17 protein-coding genes are annotated in these 15,975 nt (G+C 42.5%); 6 read left to right on the forward strand and 11 right to left on the reverse strand.

Annotation, left to right across the window (positions count from 1 at the left end):
• The first annotated feature begins 268 nt into the window (after positions 1-268).
• On the forward strand, positions 269-1,498 hold the full coding sequence (craA, locus tag AC0KVP_RS01630) for a chloramphenicol efflux MFS transporter CraA (protein ID WP_473338478.1): 1,230 nt from the start codon (positions 269-271) through the stop codon (positions 1,496-1,498).
• Between the two features lie 106 nt (positions 1,499-1,604).
• Here the strand turns inward: craA and AC0KVP_RS01635 are convergent, their stop codons facing one another.
• From AC0KVP_RS01635 to AC0KVP_RS01655, 5 genes are all read right to left on the reverse strand, one after another.
• Positions 1,605-1,904 carry a DUF3817 domain-containing protein gene (locus AC0KVP_RS01635; RefSeq protein WP_087527333.1) on the reverse strand — a complete coding sequence of 100 codons (300 nt, stop codon included), beginning with the start codon at positions 1,902-1,904 and terminating at the stop codon, positions 1,605-1,607.
• 114 nt (positions 1,905-2,018) lie between these two features.
• A complete protein-coding gene (gene yccS / locus AC0KVP_RS01640) occupies positions 2,019-4,169 on the reverse strand; it encodes a YccS family putative transporter (protein ID WP_473338481.1) in 2,151 nt (716 codons plus the stop codon).
• Between the two features lie 213 nt (positions 4,170-4,382).
• Entirely contained in the window at positions 4,383-4,934 is a 552-nt protein-coding gene (gene sodC / locus AC0KVP_RS01645; RefSeq protein ID WP_005401320.1) for a superoxide dismutase family protein, read from the reverse strand.
• A 145-nt stretch (positions 4,935-5,079) separates the two neighbouring features.
• Positions 5,080-6,201: an AI-2E family transporter gene (locus AC0KVP_RS01650; RefSeq protein WP_171065377.1), complete on the reverse strand. Its 1,122-nt coding sequence runs from the start codon at positions 6,199-6,201 to the stop codon at positions 5,080-5,082.
• Between the two features lie 137 nt (positions 6,202-6,338).
• On the reverse strand, positions 6,339-6,983 hold the full coding sequence (locus AC0KVP_RS01655) for a ParA family protein (RefSeq protein WP_004977991.1): 645 nt from the start codon (positions 6,981-6,983) through the stop codon (positions 6,339-6,341).
• Positions 6,984-7,106: 123 nt separating this feature from the next.
• Between AC0KVP_RS01655 and AC0KVP_RS01660 the strand changes: the two genes are divergently transcribed.
• Positions 7,107-7,580, forward strand: a complete 474-nt coding sequence (locus tag AC0KVP_RS01660; RefSeq protein WP_131230694.1) for a Holliday junction resolvase-like protein — start codon at positions 7,107-7,109, stop codon at positions 7,578-7,580.
• Between the two features lie 63 nt (positions 7,581-7,643).
• Here the strand turns inward: AC0KVP_RS01660 and AC0KVP_RS01665 are convergent, their stop codons facing one another.
• Positions 7,644-8,285 carry a class I SAM-dependent methyltransferase gene (locus AC0KVP_RS01665; RefSeq protein ID WP_473338486.1) on the reverse strand — a complete coding sequence of 214 codons (642 nt, stop codon included), beginning with the start codon at positions 8,283-8,285 and terminating at the stop codon, positions 7,644-7,646.
• A gap of 174 nt (positions 8,286-8,459) precedes the next feature.
• Here AC0KVP_RS01665 and AC0KVP_RS01670 point away from each other — a divergent pair, with 174 nt between their 5' ends.
• The gene (locus AC0KVP_RS01670; RefSeq protein WP_058870379.1) at positions 8,460-9,020 is read left to right on the forward strand and encodes a hypothetical protein; all 561 of its coding nucleotides are present in this window, start codon (positions 8,460-8,462) and stop codon (positions 9,018-9,020) included.
• A gap of 217 nt (positions 9,021-9,237) precedes the next feature.
• Here AC0KVP_RS01670 and AC0KVP_RS01675 read toward each other — a convergent pair whose 3' ends face one another.
• Positions 9,238-9,570, reverse strand: coding sequence for a HopJ type III effector protein (locus AC0KVP_RS01675; RefSeq protein ID WP_339399731.1), 333 nt, complete (start codon positions 9,568-9,570; stop codon positions 9,238-9,240).
• A 387-nt stretch (positions 9,571-9,957) separates the two neighbouring features.
• Here AC0KVP_RS01675 and crcB point away from each other — a divergent pair, with 387 nt between their 5' ends.
• Positions 9,958-10,335: a fluoride efflux transporter CrcB gene (crcB, locus tag AC0KVP_RS01680; protein ID WP_004691408.1), complete on the forward strand. Its 378-nt coding sequence runs from the start codon at positions 9,958-9,960 to the stop codon at positions 10,333-10,335.
• A gap of 121 nt (positions 10,336-10,456) precedes the next feature.
• On the opposite strand, the gene AC0KVP_RS01685 is transcribed toward crcB, so the two are convergent.
• Both AC0KVP_RS01685 and AC0KVP_RS01690 read right to left on the reverse strand, forming a co-directional pair.
• Entirely contained in the window at positions 10,457-10,711 is a 255-nt protein-coding gene (locus tag AC0KVP_RS01685; RefSeq protein ID WP_004691406.1) for a type B 50S ribosomal protein L31, read from the reverse strand.
• Positions 10,712-10,840: 129 nt separating this feature from the next.
• Positions 10,841-12,139 carry an ABC1 kinase family protein gene (locus AC0KVP_RS01690; protein WP_473338493.1) on the reverse strand — a complete coding sequence of 433 codons (1,299 nt, stop codon included), beginning with the start codon at positions 12,137-12,139 and terminating at the stop codon, positions 10,841-10,843.
• A gap of 192 nt (positions 12,140-12,331) precedes the next feature.
• Between AC0KVP_RS01690 and AC0KVP_RS01695 the strand changes: the two genes are divergently transcribed.
• Entirely contained in the window at positions 12,332-12,541 is a 210-nt protein-coding gene (locus tag AC0KVP_RS01695; RefSeq protein ID WP_005401312.1) for a DUF1737 domain-containing protein, read from the forward strand.
• Between the two features lie 53 nt (positions 12,542-12,594).
• Here the strand turns inward: AC0KVP_RS01695 and AC0KVP_RS01700 are convergent, their stop codons facing one another.
• A complete protein-coding gene (locus AC0KVP_RS01700) occupies positions 12,595-13,896 on the reverse strand; it encodes an MATE family efflux transporter (RefSeq protein ID WP_080632284.1) in 1,302 nt (433 codons plus the stop codon).
• 101 nt (positions 13,897-13,997) lie between these two features.
• Positions 13,998-14,459, reverse strand: coding sequence for a DMT family transporter (locus AC0KVP_RS01705; protein WP_035326225.1), 462 nt, complete (start codon positions 14,457-14,459; stop codon positions 13,998-14,000).
• A 123-nt stretch (positions 14,460-14,582) separates the two neighbouring features.
• Between AC0KVP_RS01705 and hemW the strand changes: the two genes are divergently transcribed.
• Positions 14,583-15,737 carry a radical SAM family heme chaperone HemW gene (gene hemW / locus AC0KVP_RS01710; protein WP_473338497.1) on the forward strand — a complete coding sequence of 385 codons (1,155 nt, stop codon included), beginning with the start codon at positions 14,583-14,585 and terminating at the stop codon, positions 15,735-15,737.
• Positions 15,738-15,975 lie beyond the last annotated feature (238 nt).

Consider the following 15,975-nt stretch of genomic DNA (forward strand, 5'->3'; position numbering starts at 1 on the left):
AAAAATTACAATTTATCAAGTTATAAACTGCTAAAATACACCCACTTAAACTAGTGGGTGTATTTAGTTTGAGTTATAAAAATCTCACAACTGAAATCGTTTGATCTATCTTAGACACCTTGTGAATACGGTGTATTAAGCCGCGAAATCTCAGTGCATTCAAAAAACGTAATTTAATAAATTTTCTCAGTGCTTGCCATTGGGCTTAGTCGTCTCTCCCTCCAACGGACTTCGCTCAGGCTTGTACGCATTTTATATGTAGATAACAATGCAAAACGTACAAACTTTAAAGTTAAGCCGTGCCACATTGATGTTTCCTTTGGCATTGGTTTTATTCGAATTTTCGGTCTATATCGGTAACGATTTAGTCCAGCCTGCCATGCTCGCTATTACTCAAGACTTTGGGGTAAGCAGTGCATGGGCACCATCGTCTATGTCCTTTTATTTACTGGGCGGTGCTTGTGTCGCGTGGCTGCTTGGACCACTCTCAGACCGTTTAGGCCGTAAAAAAGTGTTGCTCGCAGGTGTGGCATTTTTCGTGCTTACTTGCCTCGCGATTTTACTTACTCAAAACATTGAGTCTTTTTTGGCGCTCCGCTTTTTACAAGGCGTGGGGCTATCGATGATTTCTGCTGTGGGTTATGCCGCAGTACAGGAAAGTTTTGAAGAACGTGATGCCATTAAAGTCATGGCACTCATGGCCAATATTTCTTTGTTGGCACCGCTGCTTGGCCCTGTAGTGGGCGCATTTATGATTGACCATGTGTCATGGCATTGGGGCTTTATTGGCATCGCCTTTTTGGCTTTTTTAAGTTGGTTTGGTTTAAAAGCCAAAATGCCTGCGACACAACAGCGTCATTCTAAAAAGCCGCTGCGCTATATTTGGGATGACTATAAAACGGTCTATAAAAATAAGACCTTTTTGGCGCTCACCTTTGGCCTACCGATGGTCGCCATGCCTTTGATGCTGTGGATTGCGCTGTCGCCTGTGATCTTGGTAGAGGAACTTGGCTTAAGCAGTATGCAATATGGCTTGGCGCAGTTCCCCGTCTTGGGGGGGCTAATTCTGGGCAACATTGTACTGATTAAAGTCATCGACAAAATGGCACTGGGTAAAACTGTATTAATTGGTTTACCTTTGATGTTCGTTGGTACGCTCTTGGTGGTGCTCGGCACCATTTTCCAAAGCTATTTCTTGCCGTTACTGATTGTGGGGATGACTTTGGTGAGCTTCGGTGAAGGCATTAGTTTTTCTGTGTTATATCGCTTTGCTTTGATGTCATCGGAAGTGTCCAAAGGGACGGTTGCCGCAGCCGTTTCGGTACTGATGATGTTTACGTTTTTCTTCGTGATTGAACTGGTTCGCATGGCTTATGTGGCATTTGGCCTTTGGGCCTATAGTTTGGTCTGCCTCATTTTGATTGCACTTTGGTTTAGCTTTCCACGTGCGACCGTGAAAAAAGTGATGCAAAAACGTCTCGAGCGTGGTGTTTACTAAGATTTTATTCAGCTAAGTGCACATCATAAAAAAGCGCGCATTCATTTGAATGGGCGCTTTTTATGACTGCTTTAAAAAATCCTTTTTAAAGCCAGTTTTTTTAGACTCAGGCTTCAGCTTGCTCAGGTTCTAATTTTTTAATTTTGGCATCAAACACAAAAGGGCCAAAAGGTAAGATCGAAGCGATCAAACCTAAAATAAACATCTTCAAAGACCACTTTTGCTTTTCACAGACCACAAACAGCACAATTAAAAACAAGATAAACAATACGCCATGCCCCATACCCACGTATTTGACTAGGATAGGGTTATCAAAGATGTATTTCATTGGCATCGCAATGAATAACAACAGTAAAAAAGAAATCCCTTCTAAAAATCCTACAACACGTAATGTCTGAATGTTCATGGTCAAAAAATCTATGAGAATGAAGCTCGAGTGTACGCAAGAACCAGATAAAAATGAACCACAATACGTCCTTACATCATGAACCATTTAAAGATCGTCGTTGTGTAGTCCATTTTATTTAATATCTCGGGCCAGTAGTTCAGTTTTTAACTTCAGCAATTCGGGCAAGGTTTCCAGTAGTAGACTGATTTGTTTGAGGACCAAGTGTAAATTCTGATTCATGGTTTCTTGAGCATTTAAGCGTTTAATCTCGGCCAGTTTCTGCTGGATGTCGAGTTCAGCTAATGCCTGCTGATGGAGCAGTACATGATTTAGCGTATTTTGACACCACAGCATGAGTTCCAGCACTTGTGTATCCTGTACCAATTCTCGGTGACTTCCCAAAGCAGAAATATAACTGAGTTGACTGTGGCTATATACCAAGTAGCGAAAAGCATGATGCACCAGCTCTGGGTTTGGATTCGGTTCAGTACTAAGACTGGAGATCATGTTCGCCAGTTCGGTTTGGGCATTATGCGCAGTACGACGTGCACTGCGGTAAGCTAGACTATTATTTTTGCCGTGTTGATATTGCTCACAGATGGCATTGAAATAGTTGAGGGTTGCATCGGATGCATTTTTAATGGTGTTGGAAATATTGCGGAAGTCCCAATCGGGCCAAATAAAACTCACTGCGAACCAAGCAATGGCACAGCCAATGAGGGTATCTATAATGCGCGGTAAAATAATGGCATAGCCTGCACCTTTTAAGTTAAAGATGAGCAGCACCATGAGTGTTGCCATCAGGGTCGCCATGGCATATTTCTTGGAGCTGAGATAGAAAAAGCACACGCCAAAAATAATGGTCAGTAACAGTTGTCCTTCAATACTTGGCACGAAATACAGCAGCGGAATCCCTAAAACAACGCCCAAAATTGTGCCCAAGGTTCGCATTTTTAAGCGGCTTTTGGTGGCAAAATAACGCATTTGGCAAACAAATAAGCCGGTGAGCAAAATCCAATAGCCATGTTGCGCAAAGGGCAGAAGCGAGATGCCATAACCTACAGCAAAGACAAAGGCGATGCGTACCGCATGTCGAAACAGTGCGGATCGGGGGGTGAGATGTTGACTGAGTTTGAGCCACAGATCATGCCAATCATGGATATCATCATCATATAAATTGAGGTTATCAATATGCTGCTGATAACGCTGTTCTTGGCGTGATTGTAGTTCGTTGAGGTGCTGAAAACGTTCATGCACACTGTCCAAATTATTTAAAATCAGTTGTAGATTTTTGACTTCAATATTGTGTGGATGATCTCGAATCCAGTCCTGCATGGAACTGTGTAAATTCAGCAACACCTGAGTGGTCGTTGGATCTGATACATAGGTTTGATTGTTCAAAATACACCGTGCCAAAGCCTGACAGGCAAGGGCTTGCAGCCGAATATTTTTTTGAATACGAAAAATGAGATCAGTTCGGCTAAAGTTTTGATGTAACTGCTCATAGTGCAAATAATTAGAGCTGGCTTGTTCATGAATGTCTTGAACGAGAAAATAGAGGTTGAGCCAATAAATCGTGTTTTGGTTAGCGCGAGACGCTTTTAGTCGCGTCAGTAGTGAACTTTTGGTGTGGTTAAAACTTTGCACCACAGTACTGTTTTGTAAGGATAAATCGTAGAGCAGCACTTCTACATTGTCTCGATTATCTGGGTCGAATAGACGTGCTTTTGCGTTGAGCAAATCGGCAACTTGGTTAAAACAGCGGCTTAAGTTGTCCTGAACGGCCAAGGTGGGTTTAAGGATATAAAACACAATGGCAGTACAGCCATACCATAATGCTCCCAAGACAAAACAACTGGGTTGAAAGTACCAAACCGAATATTCACCTAGGCCAAACATGCTGTATAGGGAAAGTAGAATGGTGCCAAAGCTCATTGCTGCATAGCGTTGCCCCAGTGCCCCCAGTAAAATAAAACAAGCACTAGACAGTGATAAATATAAGATGAAGAAGAATTTATAAGGATGCAAAAAATCTAGAATGCTACTAACACTAAAGAACAAGACACAGACATAGGCAAGGTTTCTGAGACGAATGCTGAGTCGGTCGTCGAAGTCAGTCAAGGCAGTTGCAATTGCACCTAATGTGGTCGGAACAATGAGTTGTTGTAGTCCTAAAAAATATAAACCTAAGGTTGTACCACTGAGCACAATCAAGATTTGCAAGCAATACATAAAAATTGCATTGGACTGAAAGGACTGAAACCACTGACGAAGATTGTTCACGATGTAATAGTCTAGGCTTAGTTTTATTTTGGTTTTAGCCTGAACTTTTTTCAGGGAACTGTCAATTTAATGCGGTGCTCCATCACATCAAAAATTCACCTCTTACACACAATGCAGCGGAGCATGGCTCCGCTGCATTGTGTATAAGTCGAAACTTATCCACATGTGCGAGGGGAAAACACTGCTTTATTCACAGTGCAGGGGACAATAGACTTATTTAATTACGCCACACGCAATACGGTCACCGCCACCGCCAAGTGGTTTAGGGGTGTCTGAATAGTTATCACCACCGGCATGCACCATCACCGCTAAGCCCTCAACGTCAGCTAAACTTAAGCGAGGAGCGAGTAAATTGACTTTTGCATTGCCTGCTGAATCGACATTCAAGATGGGTAAATCCCCCATATGTCCATTGAGTGGTGTGCCATGGTTTGGTGCTTTTTCTGGGTTAAAGTGTCCCCCAGCCGCTAAAGCAGCCACAGGTTTTCCTTCTTTTTCAGCTACATCACACGAACCTTTTTCATGGATATGAAAACCGTGTGGGCCGGGTGGAAGTTGAGTCAAATTGGTTTGAATTGCTAAACCAACAGGGCTATCAATAAAACGAATGGTACCAATTTTTTGTCCCACACCTGCAGTTGAAACAGCGTGTACATCGACGTCTTTGACCATCGTGTTGGTTTCAGTAGGTGTAGTGGTACATGCCACAGTCCCTAAACCGATTAAAGTCACAAGTGCGCTTAGTTTGAAAGCAGAAGACAACATGTTGGATCCTTTTTTCCTTAAAATTCAGAACTATTCAAACAAAGGCAGGGCTTCGGTTCAATGTTGTCCGTACAGCGTTTTTGTATCTGACATAAAAAAACGCATACTTTCGAGGAAAGCATGCGCTCAAGTCATTTCACTGAACTTATTTTTTGGGCGTATCTAAAGGCTCTTCAGGTGGATCATAAGCCAATGTCGCTTTCGGCATCATTAGGGGTTCGTTGACTTGTTCATGTAGCCATTCGCGCCAAATGGCTAACAGTACCGCTAGAATCACGGGCCCGACAAATAAGCCGACCATACCAAAGCTGGCTAAACCACCCAATACACCAAACATGATGAGTAAGAACGGAATTTGCGTTGCACCTGAGATCACCAATGGGCGAATCACATTGTCTGCTGTGCTGACCACACAAACACCCCACGCCATCACTCCAATCGCTTCAATGGTTTGCCCTTGAGAGAATAACCATAAAGACACGGCGCTATATGCCACAGGTGGGCCAAAAGGAATGAGTGCAAAGATAAAGGTTACAATGGTCAGTACCATTGGGTTTGGGACACCAGCAACAAAATAGCTCAGGCCTGCCAAGAGTGCTTGCGCAATTGCAGTCAGGCCAACTCCATAGACCACAGCACGCGTGGTTTCAGAAATAGTATCTAAATAGTGGTGGATACGTGGGCCAATCACCATCTCCAAAGCTTTACTGACCTGATTTAAAATGGTTTGTCCGTCACGATAGAAGAAGAATAACGACATCACCGCAAAGCAGAGTTTAAAAATATTTTTACTAATTTCACTCAGCACCAAACGACCATAGTTTAAGTGGCTTTGAAACCAGCCCGAGACATTTTGTACAATACTGTTCGGATCGGTGTTGATTTCTTTTAAGGTACGGGTGACTTCTTTACCAATGATGGGCAAGTCCCGAATAAATTGAGGGACATCTAAGTGACCTGAGAACACTTGTCTTTGCAGTTCATAAAACAGATTACGGCCTTCATGCTGCAGCATAAAGATGGCAAAGGTCAGCGGGATACCGACAACTAACACCACCATACTGATCATGATAGTGGCACTTAAGGTTGGACGTGGTCCACAGAGTTTCTGCACTGAGTGATATAAAGGCCATGTGATGTAGGCAATAATCGCAGCCCAAAGCACAGGTACAATAAAGTATTTCAGGACTTGAAAGCTCAAATAGAACAGAATAAAAATCAGTCCAAATAACAATACTTTTTGTAAGGCTGGTGCGTATCGTTGCACGGTATTCACTGCTATATCTCTAAGGTCAAAGTCATATTAACTGAAAAAAATGCGCACGAGAACGTACCCTTGGTAAGTTCTCGTGAATAACCGACTATAAACAGGGAATAGCCCCATTTTATCTATAGTAAAACATTTTAGAACCAAGCACTTGGATCATCGACAATGGCGTTGAGCAGCGGTTGCCATTGGCTTTGAATGGAGAGGTAATTCTTTTGTGTTTTATCAAATACGCTTAAACCTTGCATTGCCAATTGGCCATACGCGGTACGTTCTGAAATCCACGCTACAGGCTGTTGTTCAATTTTCGCAAAAAAATCTTGGATGTCTTTGGCACTGGCACTGTTGGCTTTGACCCGATTAGCCAAAAGCAAAATTTGCACTTTGCCTTTACGAATGCGTTTAATATCTTGTAAATGCTTTAAAAAACGGCGAGTACTGTCAATATCAAAAAATGAGGGTTGCAGTGGCGTCACAATTGCATGCGCTTCACTAACCAGTTGTTCGGCATGTTCACCAGACAGTGCACCTGGTGCATCGATAATTAAATATTCAATGTTTTTAGGCACTTCACCAATCGATTTCTCATGGCGCCAATCTAAACTTTGAATATGCGCTACTTGTTCTGGACGCTGTTTTAACCACTGACGAGCAGATTTTTGATTATCGGCATCGGCCAAAGCCACTTTATAACCTTTTTGTGCAAGTGCCGAAGCTAAATTGATTGCGGTTATCGTTTTGCCACAGCCACCTTTTTGGTTGGCGATTAATATCGTTTTCATGACCTTAAATGATTTTATTCTGCTCACCCCTAGCATATCATTCTTTTGTGTGTCGCATATGACACCAAACCAAAGTTGTAAGTTTAAATCTTGCTACCTGTAGCACAAAATTAGGAAAGAACCATGTCCATATGGATGGCAATGTTGATCGGTGCAGCAATTGGTGTGGTCTTGACCACCCTCATTTTAAGCCACAGCCGAAATGGACGCATCAAAGCAGAATATGAGCGCTACATTGCCGAATTAGAACTAGAGCATCAGCAGGCTTTAACCCATGCACAAAAGCGCAGTGTCAATACCAGTCGTGCAGTGCTCAAAGGTAAAATGGCGGAGCAACTGGCACCGATTATGCCCCAGTTTGAATACTTACCTAGTGATGCCAAGTTTTTGGGTGATCCTGTCGACTATGTGGTCTTTGATGGTTATACCGACCTACGTGATGGTGAAGGGCGACCAGAGGACATTGAAATTGTTCTCATTGATATTAAAAGCGGTGGGGCGAGGCTGACCAAAGGACAAGTTGCTATTGCACAAGCGATTCAAGCAGGGCGGGTTCGTTTTGAAACGGTCCGCATCGACTTCGATACGATCGAATAAGCTTGATAATGTCTACCCATGAAGGCATTTCTTTATATAGAGCAGATGCTTTCTACATGACTATCATGATCCATCGCTTGAGTGTGGCTTTTGAGCACGTGCAAAAAACATCAGTTGTCCGAGTTTCGGAATACCTTCGGCATAAAAGTAGTGCTGTTCTATCATATTAAATCCTGCTGCTTTTAAGGCCTGTTCAATGTTTCGATTGAGATGGCAACCATCGGCTAAACGCTTTTGCACAGGTGTGAGTAAGTGTTGTAGGCGCTGAATATAAAGGTTATTTGTATTTAATACATGTTCGACCACATGTAAGGTGCCACCCGGTTTGAGCACGCGTAATATTTCCGCCAAAGCCTGTTCTAGCTCAGCAATACTACACAATGTCCATGTACTGACTACATGCTCAAGGCTCTGGTCAGCAAAAGGCAACTTTTCCGCACGGGCTTGTACATGATGCACTTCAAATGCTGCTGCTTGTACCCGATCTAAAGCCAAATGATAAATTTCAGGACTGGGTTCAAGGGCAAAGACAGTATCGATATTTTGATAAAAGGGTAGATTCAGCCCTGTACCAAAACCAATTTCCAATACCTCTCCCTGAATCGGCAAAAGCAGTTCGCGGCGCTTGTCCATTAAGCTTGGTACTTGCATGACCTGATTCAGGACATGCGGAAAGATGTGTTGTTGATAGTATTTATAAAGCATGATTGTTTTTGGGGCTCTGTTCTTCAGCTCTAGCCTAACTGAAAAGTGTTGTGGCTAAAAGTAGACTGCATAATTCATTCATAATGTTACTAAGTTCATAAGCTTCTTTTCAGGAAACTGGACTAAGATGAAATTGTTTCGTATTTTCCTAGGTTGATGGGAATGAGGTTTGCAATGAAATCTAAATTTATCCTGCTCAGTTTACTCAGCAGTTTGCTGTTACCCATCAGTGCAAGTGCCACTGTAGATTACAACATTGCCAAAGGTTTAGCACCGACCTCTAAAGATCAATCGATTTCGGTATTGAAACCGTTTAAAGGTGATTTTCGAATTTTAGGTTCTAAAATGTATTCGGATGATGCACAAGCGAAATTCTCCCCGATTGACTACGCCGTGAGTTGGGGCTTGTTTGCTGAACCTGAAATTGCACGCCATATTACCGTGAATCAATACGACCGTTATCTCAATTGGAAAATCGATCGTTTGCCTGTGCCTGCCGAGCAAGCCATGCAAATGGTGTCGAATATGCACATTATTCCAGCCAACCCAGAAATTGCTAAACAAATTAAACACGTGAAACGTGGTGATTTGGTCCGTTTAAAAGGTGAGTTGGTTGAAATTAAAGACAAAGATATGGTTTGGACCTCATCCTTAACCCCGACCGATACTGGGGATGGTGCGTGTGAAGTATTTCGGGTCAGCTCAATTCAATGGATCGAACGGGTAAAGGGGTAATGTGGAAGTAGCGCGTAGTTACTTCATCGTGCTGTTTTAATGTTTTCTAGGCGATTAACACCCATATGAAGTCTTGCTCCACGTGAAACCTATTGGTCAAATCTGTGGATGCTTATAGGTGTATCAATGTTAATAGTATTTATAGTATCTGATAATAAAATTAATCTTGTATTGTTCGAAAACCACGTTCAAGTTGCTTGAACGTGGTTTTTTATCTTTATTTTGCAGTTAATGCCGTACCTTCAAATTCAATACCATCCCAACCATTTAACATGAACTGACGAATATTTTGATGATCTGTTGCATCAGGTGTCGCTAAAACAGAAGCATAGTGTTCTGCAAATAGGCTTAAAGTTTGCGCTTGATCGAGACCTTGAAGTTGTGCAAACGAAAACACTTTTGCGCTGCCTTGGTTTTCAGTTGCCGCATTGTGCTGCAAACCATTTTTAAATGCAGTTGGTGTATGTGTATAGGCTGCTTCAATAAAAGCCAATACATCTGAAAATTTTGCTTCGCCCGCTGCAAGCTGAGCCAATAATACCTGTGCCATGCGTCTATTTCCGACTAAATTTATATCCACATCATACCCAAAAAGTGTGCTCTTGTGAGTTTTTGCCTGAGAGAAAACCTTCTGTTTTGCATGAAGAACGAGTGCTAGTGATTTTAGGAATCTATGTTGTATTGGTCATAGAGTACATTAGGGGAAGTAAAGATATTCGGCGATGCTGGGTTTTCAATATCCCATGTAAAGCATGTGTGAGTTTGAATGCTGAAGTTCACTTTTGAGAGTGAGACAGCAAGATATGTAGGGGCAACAACCGATGTTGAAAAACCTTGAAGTACGAGGATTGATTCAGGTTTAATAGCATTATAGTTGATGGACTGTGGATAACTTCGGACTTATCCATACGCATTTTGTAAAGAATAGGATAGGTCAATGAATTGGATCTTGGTGGCAATGGGGGGCGGAATAGGGGCCTGTTTACGCTACGGTGCAGGATTATGGTTGTTTAAACCGAGTATGAGTTTTCCATGGCCGACATGGTGGATCAACATCATCGGTTGTTTTGCTGCGGGTATTTTCTTTGCTTTTAGCCAGAAGTTTCCAGTACTGCAACAAGAAGCACGTTTATTTTTGATGGTGGGCATATTGGGCGGTTTTACGACATTTTCTAGTTTTGGCCTCGAAACTTTTCAGTTATTTAGACAGGGACAAACAGTGCTGGCTTTGAGTTATGCACTGTCGAGTTTAGTGGTGGGCGTCATCGTGCTTGGGATCGGATTTTATCTGTTGGATAGTGTGCTTAAACATTAAGAAAAAAGCTGGTCAAAATAGGAACCAGAAAAGAACGCATAAAAAAGAAGCCTAAGCTGGAGGAGGTCTTAGGCTTCTTGATATCTTTACTATAACGCGTATAGCTTAAAGAAAAATGAAATTATTGTGAGCGTTTGAAACGCGCGAAACGTTTATTGAAGCTTGCAACACGACCTTCATTACTGGTTTGACGTTGTTCACCGGTATAAAACGGATGTGAAGCACTTGAGATATCTAAACTGACGTAAGGATAAGTCTTGCCTTCATACTCACGAGTTTGATGACTTTGTAAGGTACTGCCGATCACGAAAAACGCGTCGGCATTGGTGTCGTGGAACAGGACTTCACGATACTCTGGATGAATATTGGCACGCATAGACTTCTCCTTAAATGTATTATTTTGAAATGTTATAATATAACGATAAGGAAGTCAAAATAAACCCAGTGACTTTATGTAACTGGGTTTATTGAGTTGTAGCGATTTTATCGTGCCCGCAGTCTTTATTTAGGCGGGAGGCGGGACCAACTCTTCAAATAGATCATTGAGGTTGTCGTGCACTTTGAGATGAATCAGGTTCCAATAATGTCCTGAGACTGTGCGATTGACCATTAGTGTATCGGGTGAGGGTTTAAATACATCCCAGTATTTTAGTGATGGTTTGACCAGTTCAATACCATCATGATGCGCTGAGTTCTCAGCAAAGTCATACAAAGTGGTCAGTGGACGCATGAGCACCTCTAACCATGCTTTATACAAGTCGGCAGGGAACTTGCCTTGCTCAGACATCGAGTGCAAAGCAGTCAGTTGCTGTTCCATGACCAAGATATCACTGTCGCGCGCTGCTTGAATCAGCTGCTTAAAATGCATCACGATTTCAGTCGATAGGGTTTTTACACCGCCGTAGTCATACACGATCACGCTACCATCTTCTCGGAAAGCAAAGTTGCCCGGATGTGGGTCGCAGTGGAAGCGCTTTAAGAAGAAAATCTCACGGCCAATGGCACGAAATAAACGACGCCCCAGTTCATTGCGCGTCTCTTGTGACCATGTACTGGCAGTTTCAATGCTTTCGCCGTGCTCTAAGCTTAAGGTCAAAATATGACGGCTTGAATAGTCTTTGTAGACTTGAGGAATAATAATTTTAGAGTCTAACGCTTGATGAAAGGTTCTTGCGACCTCTAAGTTTTGGGCTTCTATTTGATAGTTTAGCTCATTGTCTAAACTGTCCTGAATTTCTTTAAAGAGTTGATCTTGCAGCTTACGGTCAATTTTGAGCACACCCATCAAGCGAAGCGCTAAACGTACTTGTTTTAAGTCACTTTCACAGGCTTCTTCTACACCCGGATATTGAACTTTAACTACAACTTGCTCACCACTCGGTAAAGTGGCTTTATGCACTTGGCCAATGGAGGCCGCGGCAAAGGGTTGTTCTTCAAAGGCTGTAAAAATTTGATTGAGCGGCTTGCCGAGTTCTTTTTCAACTTGAGCTTTGATCTCTTGAAAAGGCATCGCAGGCGCTTGACGTTGTAATTTACTAATCGCACGTGCCACTTCAGGCGGGAAAATGTCTTTGTATTGAGATGCAATTTGCCCGACTTTCATCACGGCACCTTTCATTTCACCTAAGGTATCTGCAATTTGAAGTCCAATGTCCTGAAAAAGCTGACTGCGCGCCGCATTTTTTTTATCTTCATCGGCATTGAAGTTTTTAATTGAATTGGTCACAGTCTTGGTTGCGATACTTGCCGTCATGCTGGCAAGTTTCATAAAGCGACGACCGGGCGTACGAGTCGTATTTGCCATGCGATATTCCTCGGGGCATCTTATTACATCTCAGATTTGATCATAGGCGACAAATGCAAAACTGCCTACTTTAAATTGTTAAGCTGATGTTTCTATTTAAATAATAGTGGTCAATTGTGTGAATTACACACAGGATGCTTTTGTATTTAAAAATCACGTTACACTGTGCGAAAAATTTTGAGTATGAAATAAATGAAAGTGTATCGTTATTTTACAGGCAAGGACGATGTGCATTTTTGTGCGCGCGTCACTCAAGCATTGAATGAAGGCTATAGTCTGTATGGTTCACCCACCATGACCTTTAATGGCAGTGAGGTAATCGTGGGGCAGGTGGTGGTTAAAGACGTTGAGGATGAGAGTGAAGTGCCACAAGGTTTGAAAGACGCTTTGGCACAACAGTAGAACAGTTAGAATAGGAAGAAAGGGCCTCCTTCCTATTCAATGCCATGCATAACTTAAGGATAGTCCTGACTGAGGCGTTTATTGTTGTTATAAAGTCGGAGCAAGAGCAGGGCACACGCCACGCTTAAACCGACAATCAGTCCAATCCAAACACCTGCTGCACCTATGTTGGTGTAGCGCGCCAAATAAATGCTGACAGGAAAAGCCACGATCCAATAGGCAACCATTGTGATCCACATTGGGCCTTTGGTATCTTGCATGCCGCGTAAACAGCCTGCGGCACTAATTTGCCAAGCGTCCATCAGCTGGTAGGCGAGTGCGAACAGCAGTAAATACATTGCAACTTCTGATACTTCATGATCCGAGGTATAAATCGCCACAATTTCAGGACGAAACAGTGCAATCAGCAGCATGGTCATCAGCGCCAAAACCGTACCTGTAGCCAGTCCGAGTTTTTGCACCTTTCGCATAGCCTCCCAGTTTTTTTCGCCATAGTAGGTCCCAACACGAATAGTCAGGGCGATGGCAAGGGACATCGGAATCATAAACAACTGAGAGGTGACCGACATTGCAATTTGATGCGCCGCCACAATGGTTTCACCCAGTGGGCTCAGAATAATTGCAGCGGTACTAAAAATACTGACTTCGAAGAAAATCGCTAAGCCAATGGGTAGGCCAAGTTTTAAAATGCGTTCGATCCAGTAGCGATCCATCTTCTCCCAAGTACTAAACACTTGAGTTTTTTGATATGCCGAAGCTTTAAAAATATAAGTGGCCAAGGTGAAAAACATGATCCACTGTAAAATTGCAGTGGCAAATCCACAGCCTGCTGAACCGAGCGCTGGAATCGGGCCGAAACCATACATAAAGACAAAGTTCAGTGGAACCAAAAGGACCAAGGCGGCTAAGCTAATGACGGTCACAGGACGTGGATGGCCGAGTGCTTCTGAGTATCCGCGCAGTGCTGCATACATAGTCACCGCAGGCATGCCAAAGCCAATGGCATGTAAAAATAAGCTGGCTTTAGGCAGTAAGTTTGCAGGTACACCCATGAGTGGTAGTAATAGTGGCATGCTTTGTAAAATTAAACCCGCAATGCTCCCCAAAATAAAGGCCACCCAAAGGGATTGGCGGGCAATGGTGGCGATTTTTTCAGGGGTACGTGCACCATTGGCTTCAGCCACCAATGGTGTTGTCGCAATCATGATGCCGCTGAACAGCAACATCACTGGTATCCATAAACCGACACCGACGGCAATTGAGGCTAAATCGGTAGGAGATAAATGTCCCGCCATGATGGTATCAATTAACCCGAGACCTGCTTGAGAAAACTGCGTGATCAGGATGGGCAGCATTAACACCAATAACTTTTTTAATTCGAAACGATGGGACGTGATTTTATTTGTAGTCGACACAAAAATTACTCATATTCATCATGTGCTTGGTCTAAATAAATTCAGCGTTGTAAAGTGAGAAGCACACCAATAAAAATTACGACGCCACCAAGTAAACGCTGCCAATTTACAGGCGTTTTTTCGGTACCAAGTAGACCATAGTGGTCAAAAATCACGGAGGTCAGGATTTGTCCAAAAATAACCAAACCTGAAAACGTGAGAAAGCCTAATTTAGGCGCAGTATAGATGCTTATACTGATGGCATAAACCCCTAAGCAACCACCGAGCCATAAGTACCAAGGAATATTTGAAAAATCATGTAACTGTGGTTTGTCGACGGGCTGGAGTACAACCAAAAGTGCTAAAACGCAGGTACCAATGAAAAAGGATAACAATGCGGCTTGTAGCGGAGAGTAAAAATATTCTCTGAGCTGTGTATTTAGTGCCGTTTGAAAAGTCATAGCAATGCCAATACCAAAGGCCAGTGGTAGCATAAACAGCAAGTGGCTCGATATTTTCATCATTTTAAACCATTCATTCTTCTTGTCTTTTTATCAGTCTAATCTAAATAGACGCAGATTTCATAAGTGTCTTGATGCAGTCATGTTAAAATATGCAAGATTACCGCTGTGCTTTAGAGTCTTTCCTTGACCGATTTACATCCTGCAAATATTCCGTTGTCTTTATATATTCACATGCCGTGGTGTGTGCGTAAGTGTCCCTATTGCGACTTTAATTCGCATGCAGTGCCAGATGGCAAGTTGTCTTTAGATTTAGAGCAAGAATATTTACATGCTTTGGTGGAGGACTTTAAAACTCAGCTTGAGTTTGCTCAAGGGCGTCACATTCATAGTGTGTTTATTGGCGGCGGAACACCGTCTTTGATTTCGGCACAAGGGTATCAATGGTTATTTGCCCAGTTAACAGCACTACTGCCTTTTGAGGCGGATTGTGAAATTACCTTAGAAGCCAATCCAGGTACAGTCGAACATGACCCTTTTGCCGATTATTTGGTGGCAGGTATCAATCGGTTATCGATCGGGGTTCAAAGTTTTAACACGGAACATTTAACCAAGTTGGGACGAATTCACAGTAATACCGATGCGATTTCTGCGATTGGCCTTGCGCGTGATGCAGGTTTTCAGCGAATTAATGTCGATCTGATGCATGGTCTGCCTGAGCAGACTTTAGAACAAGCTTTACTGGATTTGAAGCTTGCCGTGGACAATGGTGCAACCCATATTTCATGGTATCAACTCACGATTGAACCGAATACCGTATTCTTTAGAACCAAGCCTGTCTTACCTGTGGATGATGTGCTTGAAGAGATTCAAGCCCAAGGCGAAGCTTATTTAAGAGCGCAGGGTTTTATTAATTATGAAGTTTCAGCATGGCGTAAAGAGCTACCCTCGGCACATAATTTGAATTACTGGCAATTTGGTGATTACTTAGCAATTGGGGCAGGCGCACATGCCAAAGTTACCCAGCCAGATGGGGTCTATCGTTTTCAAAAAACTCGTTTACCGAAAGACTATTTAGCCAAAGTCCCTGCGGAGCATGTGCAGTGGAAACGCATTGAAGCAGATGAATTACCATTTGAATTTATGATGAATGCTTTGCGTTTAAATGATGGGATTGCAGCTGAAAATTATGCACAGCGTACAGGTTTGAGTTTGGATAGTTTAGCTGAAACGTTAGACTCACTCCGCAGTCGAAAATTAATGGTGGATGATGCCACACGTTTAGCGTGTACCGAGCAAGGGCATGTATTCTTAAATTCTGTTTTGGAAGAATTTATCTAAGTTTTATAAAGCCATGCTTGTGTGAATTATCATCATGGCTTAAATTTGGCTCAAAAGCGATACATGCGCTGCGGAAGTGATTTAAAAATTCTAATTTTTGGTGTTTTTTTATAAGGTATAGATTTATATAATAAAAATTGTTTTAGTGTTATTGATTGTAAGACCTATAAATCAGCATGGCACAGTCTTCATTTCGTAGTCGGCTAAGATATGTGAGAAAAAATAGAAGACATGAAAT

The organism is Acinetobacter sp. DL27, assembly GCF_055810995.1.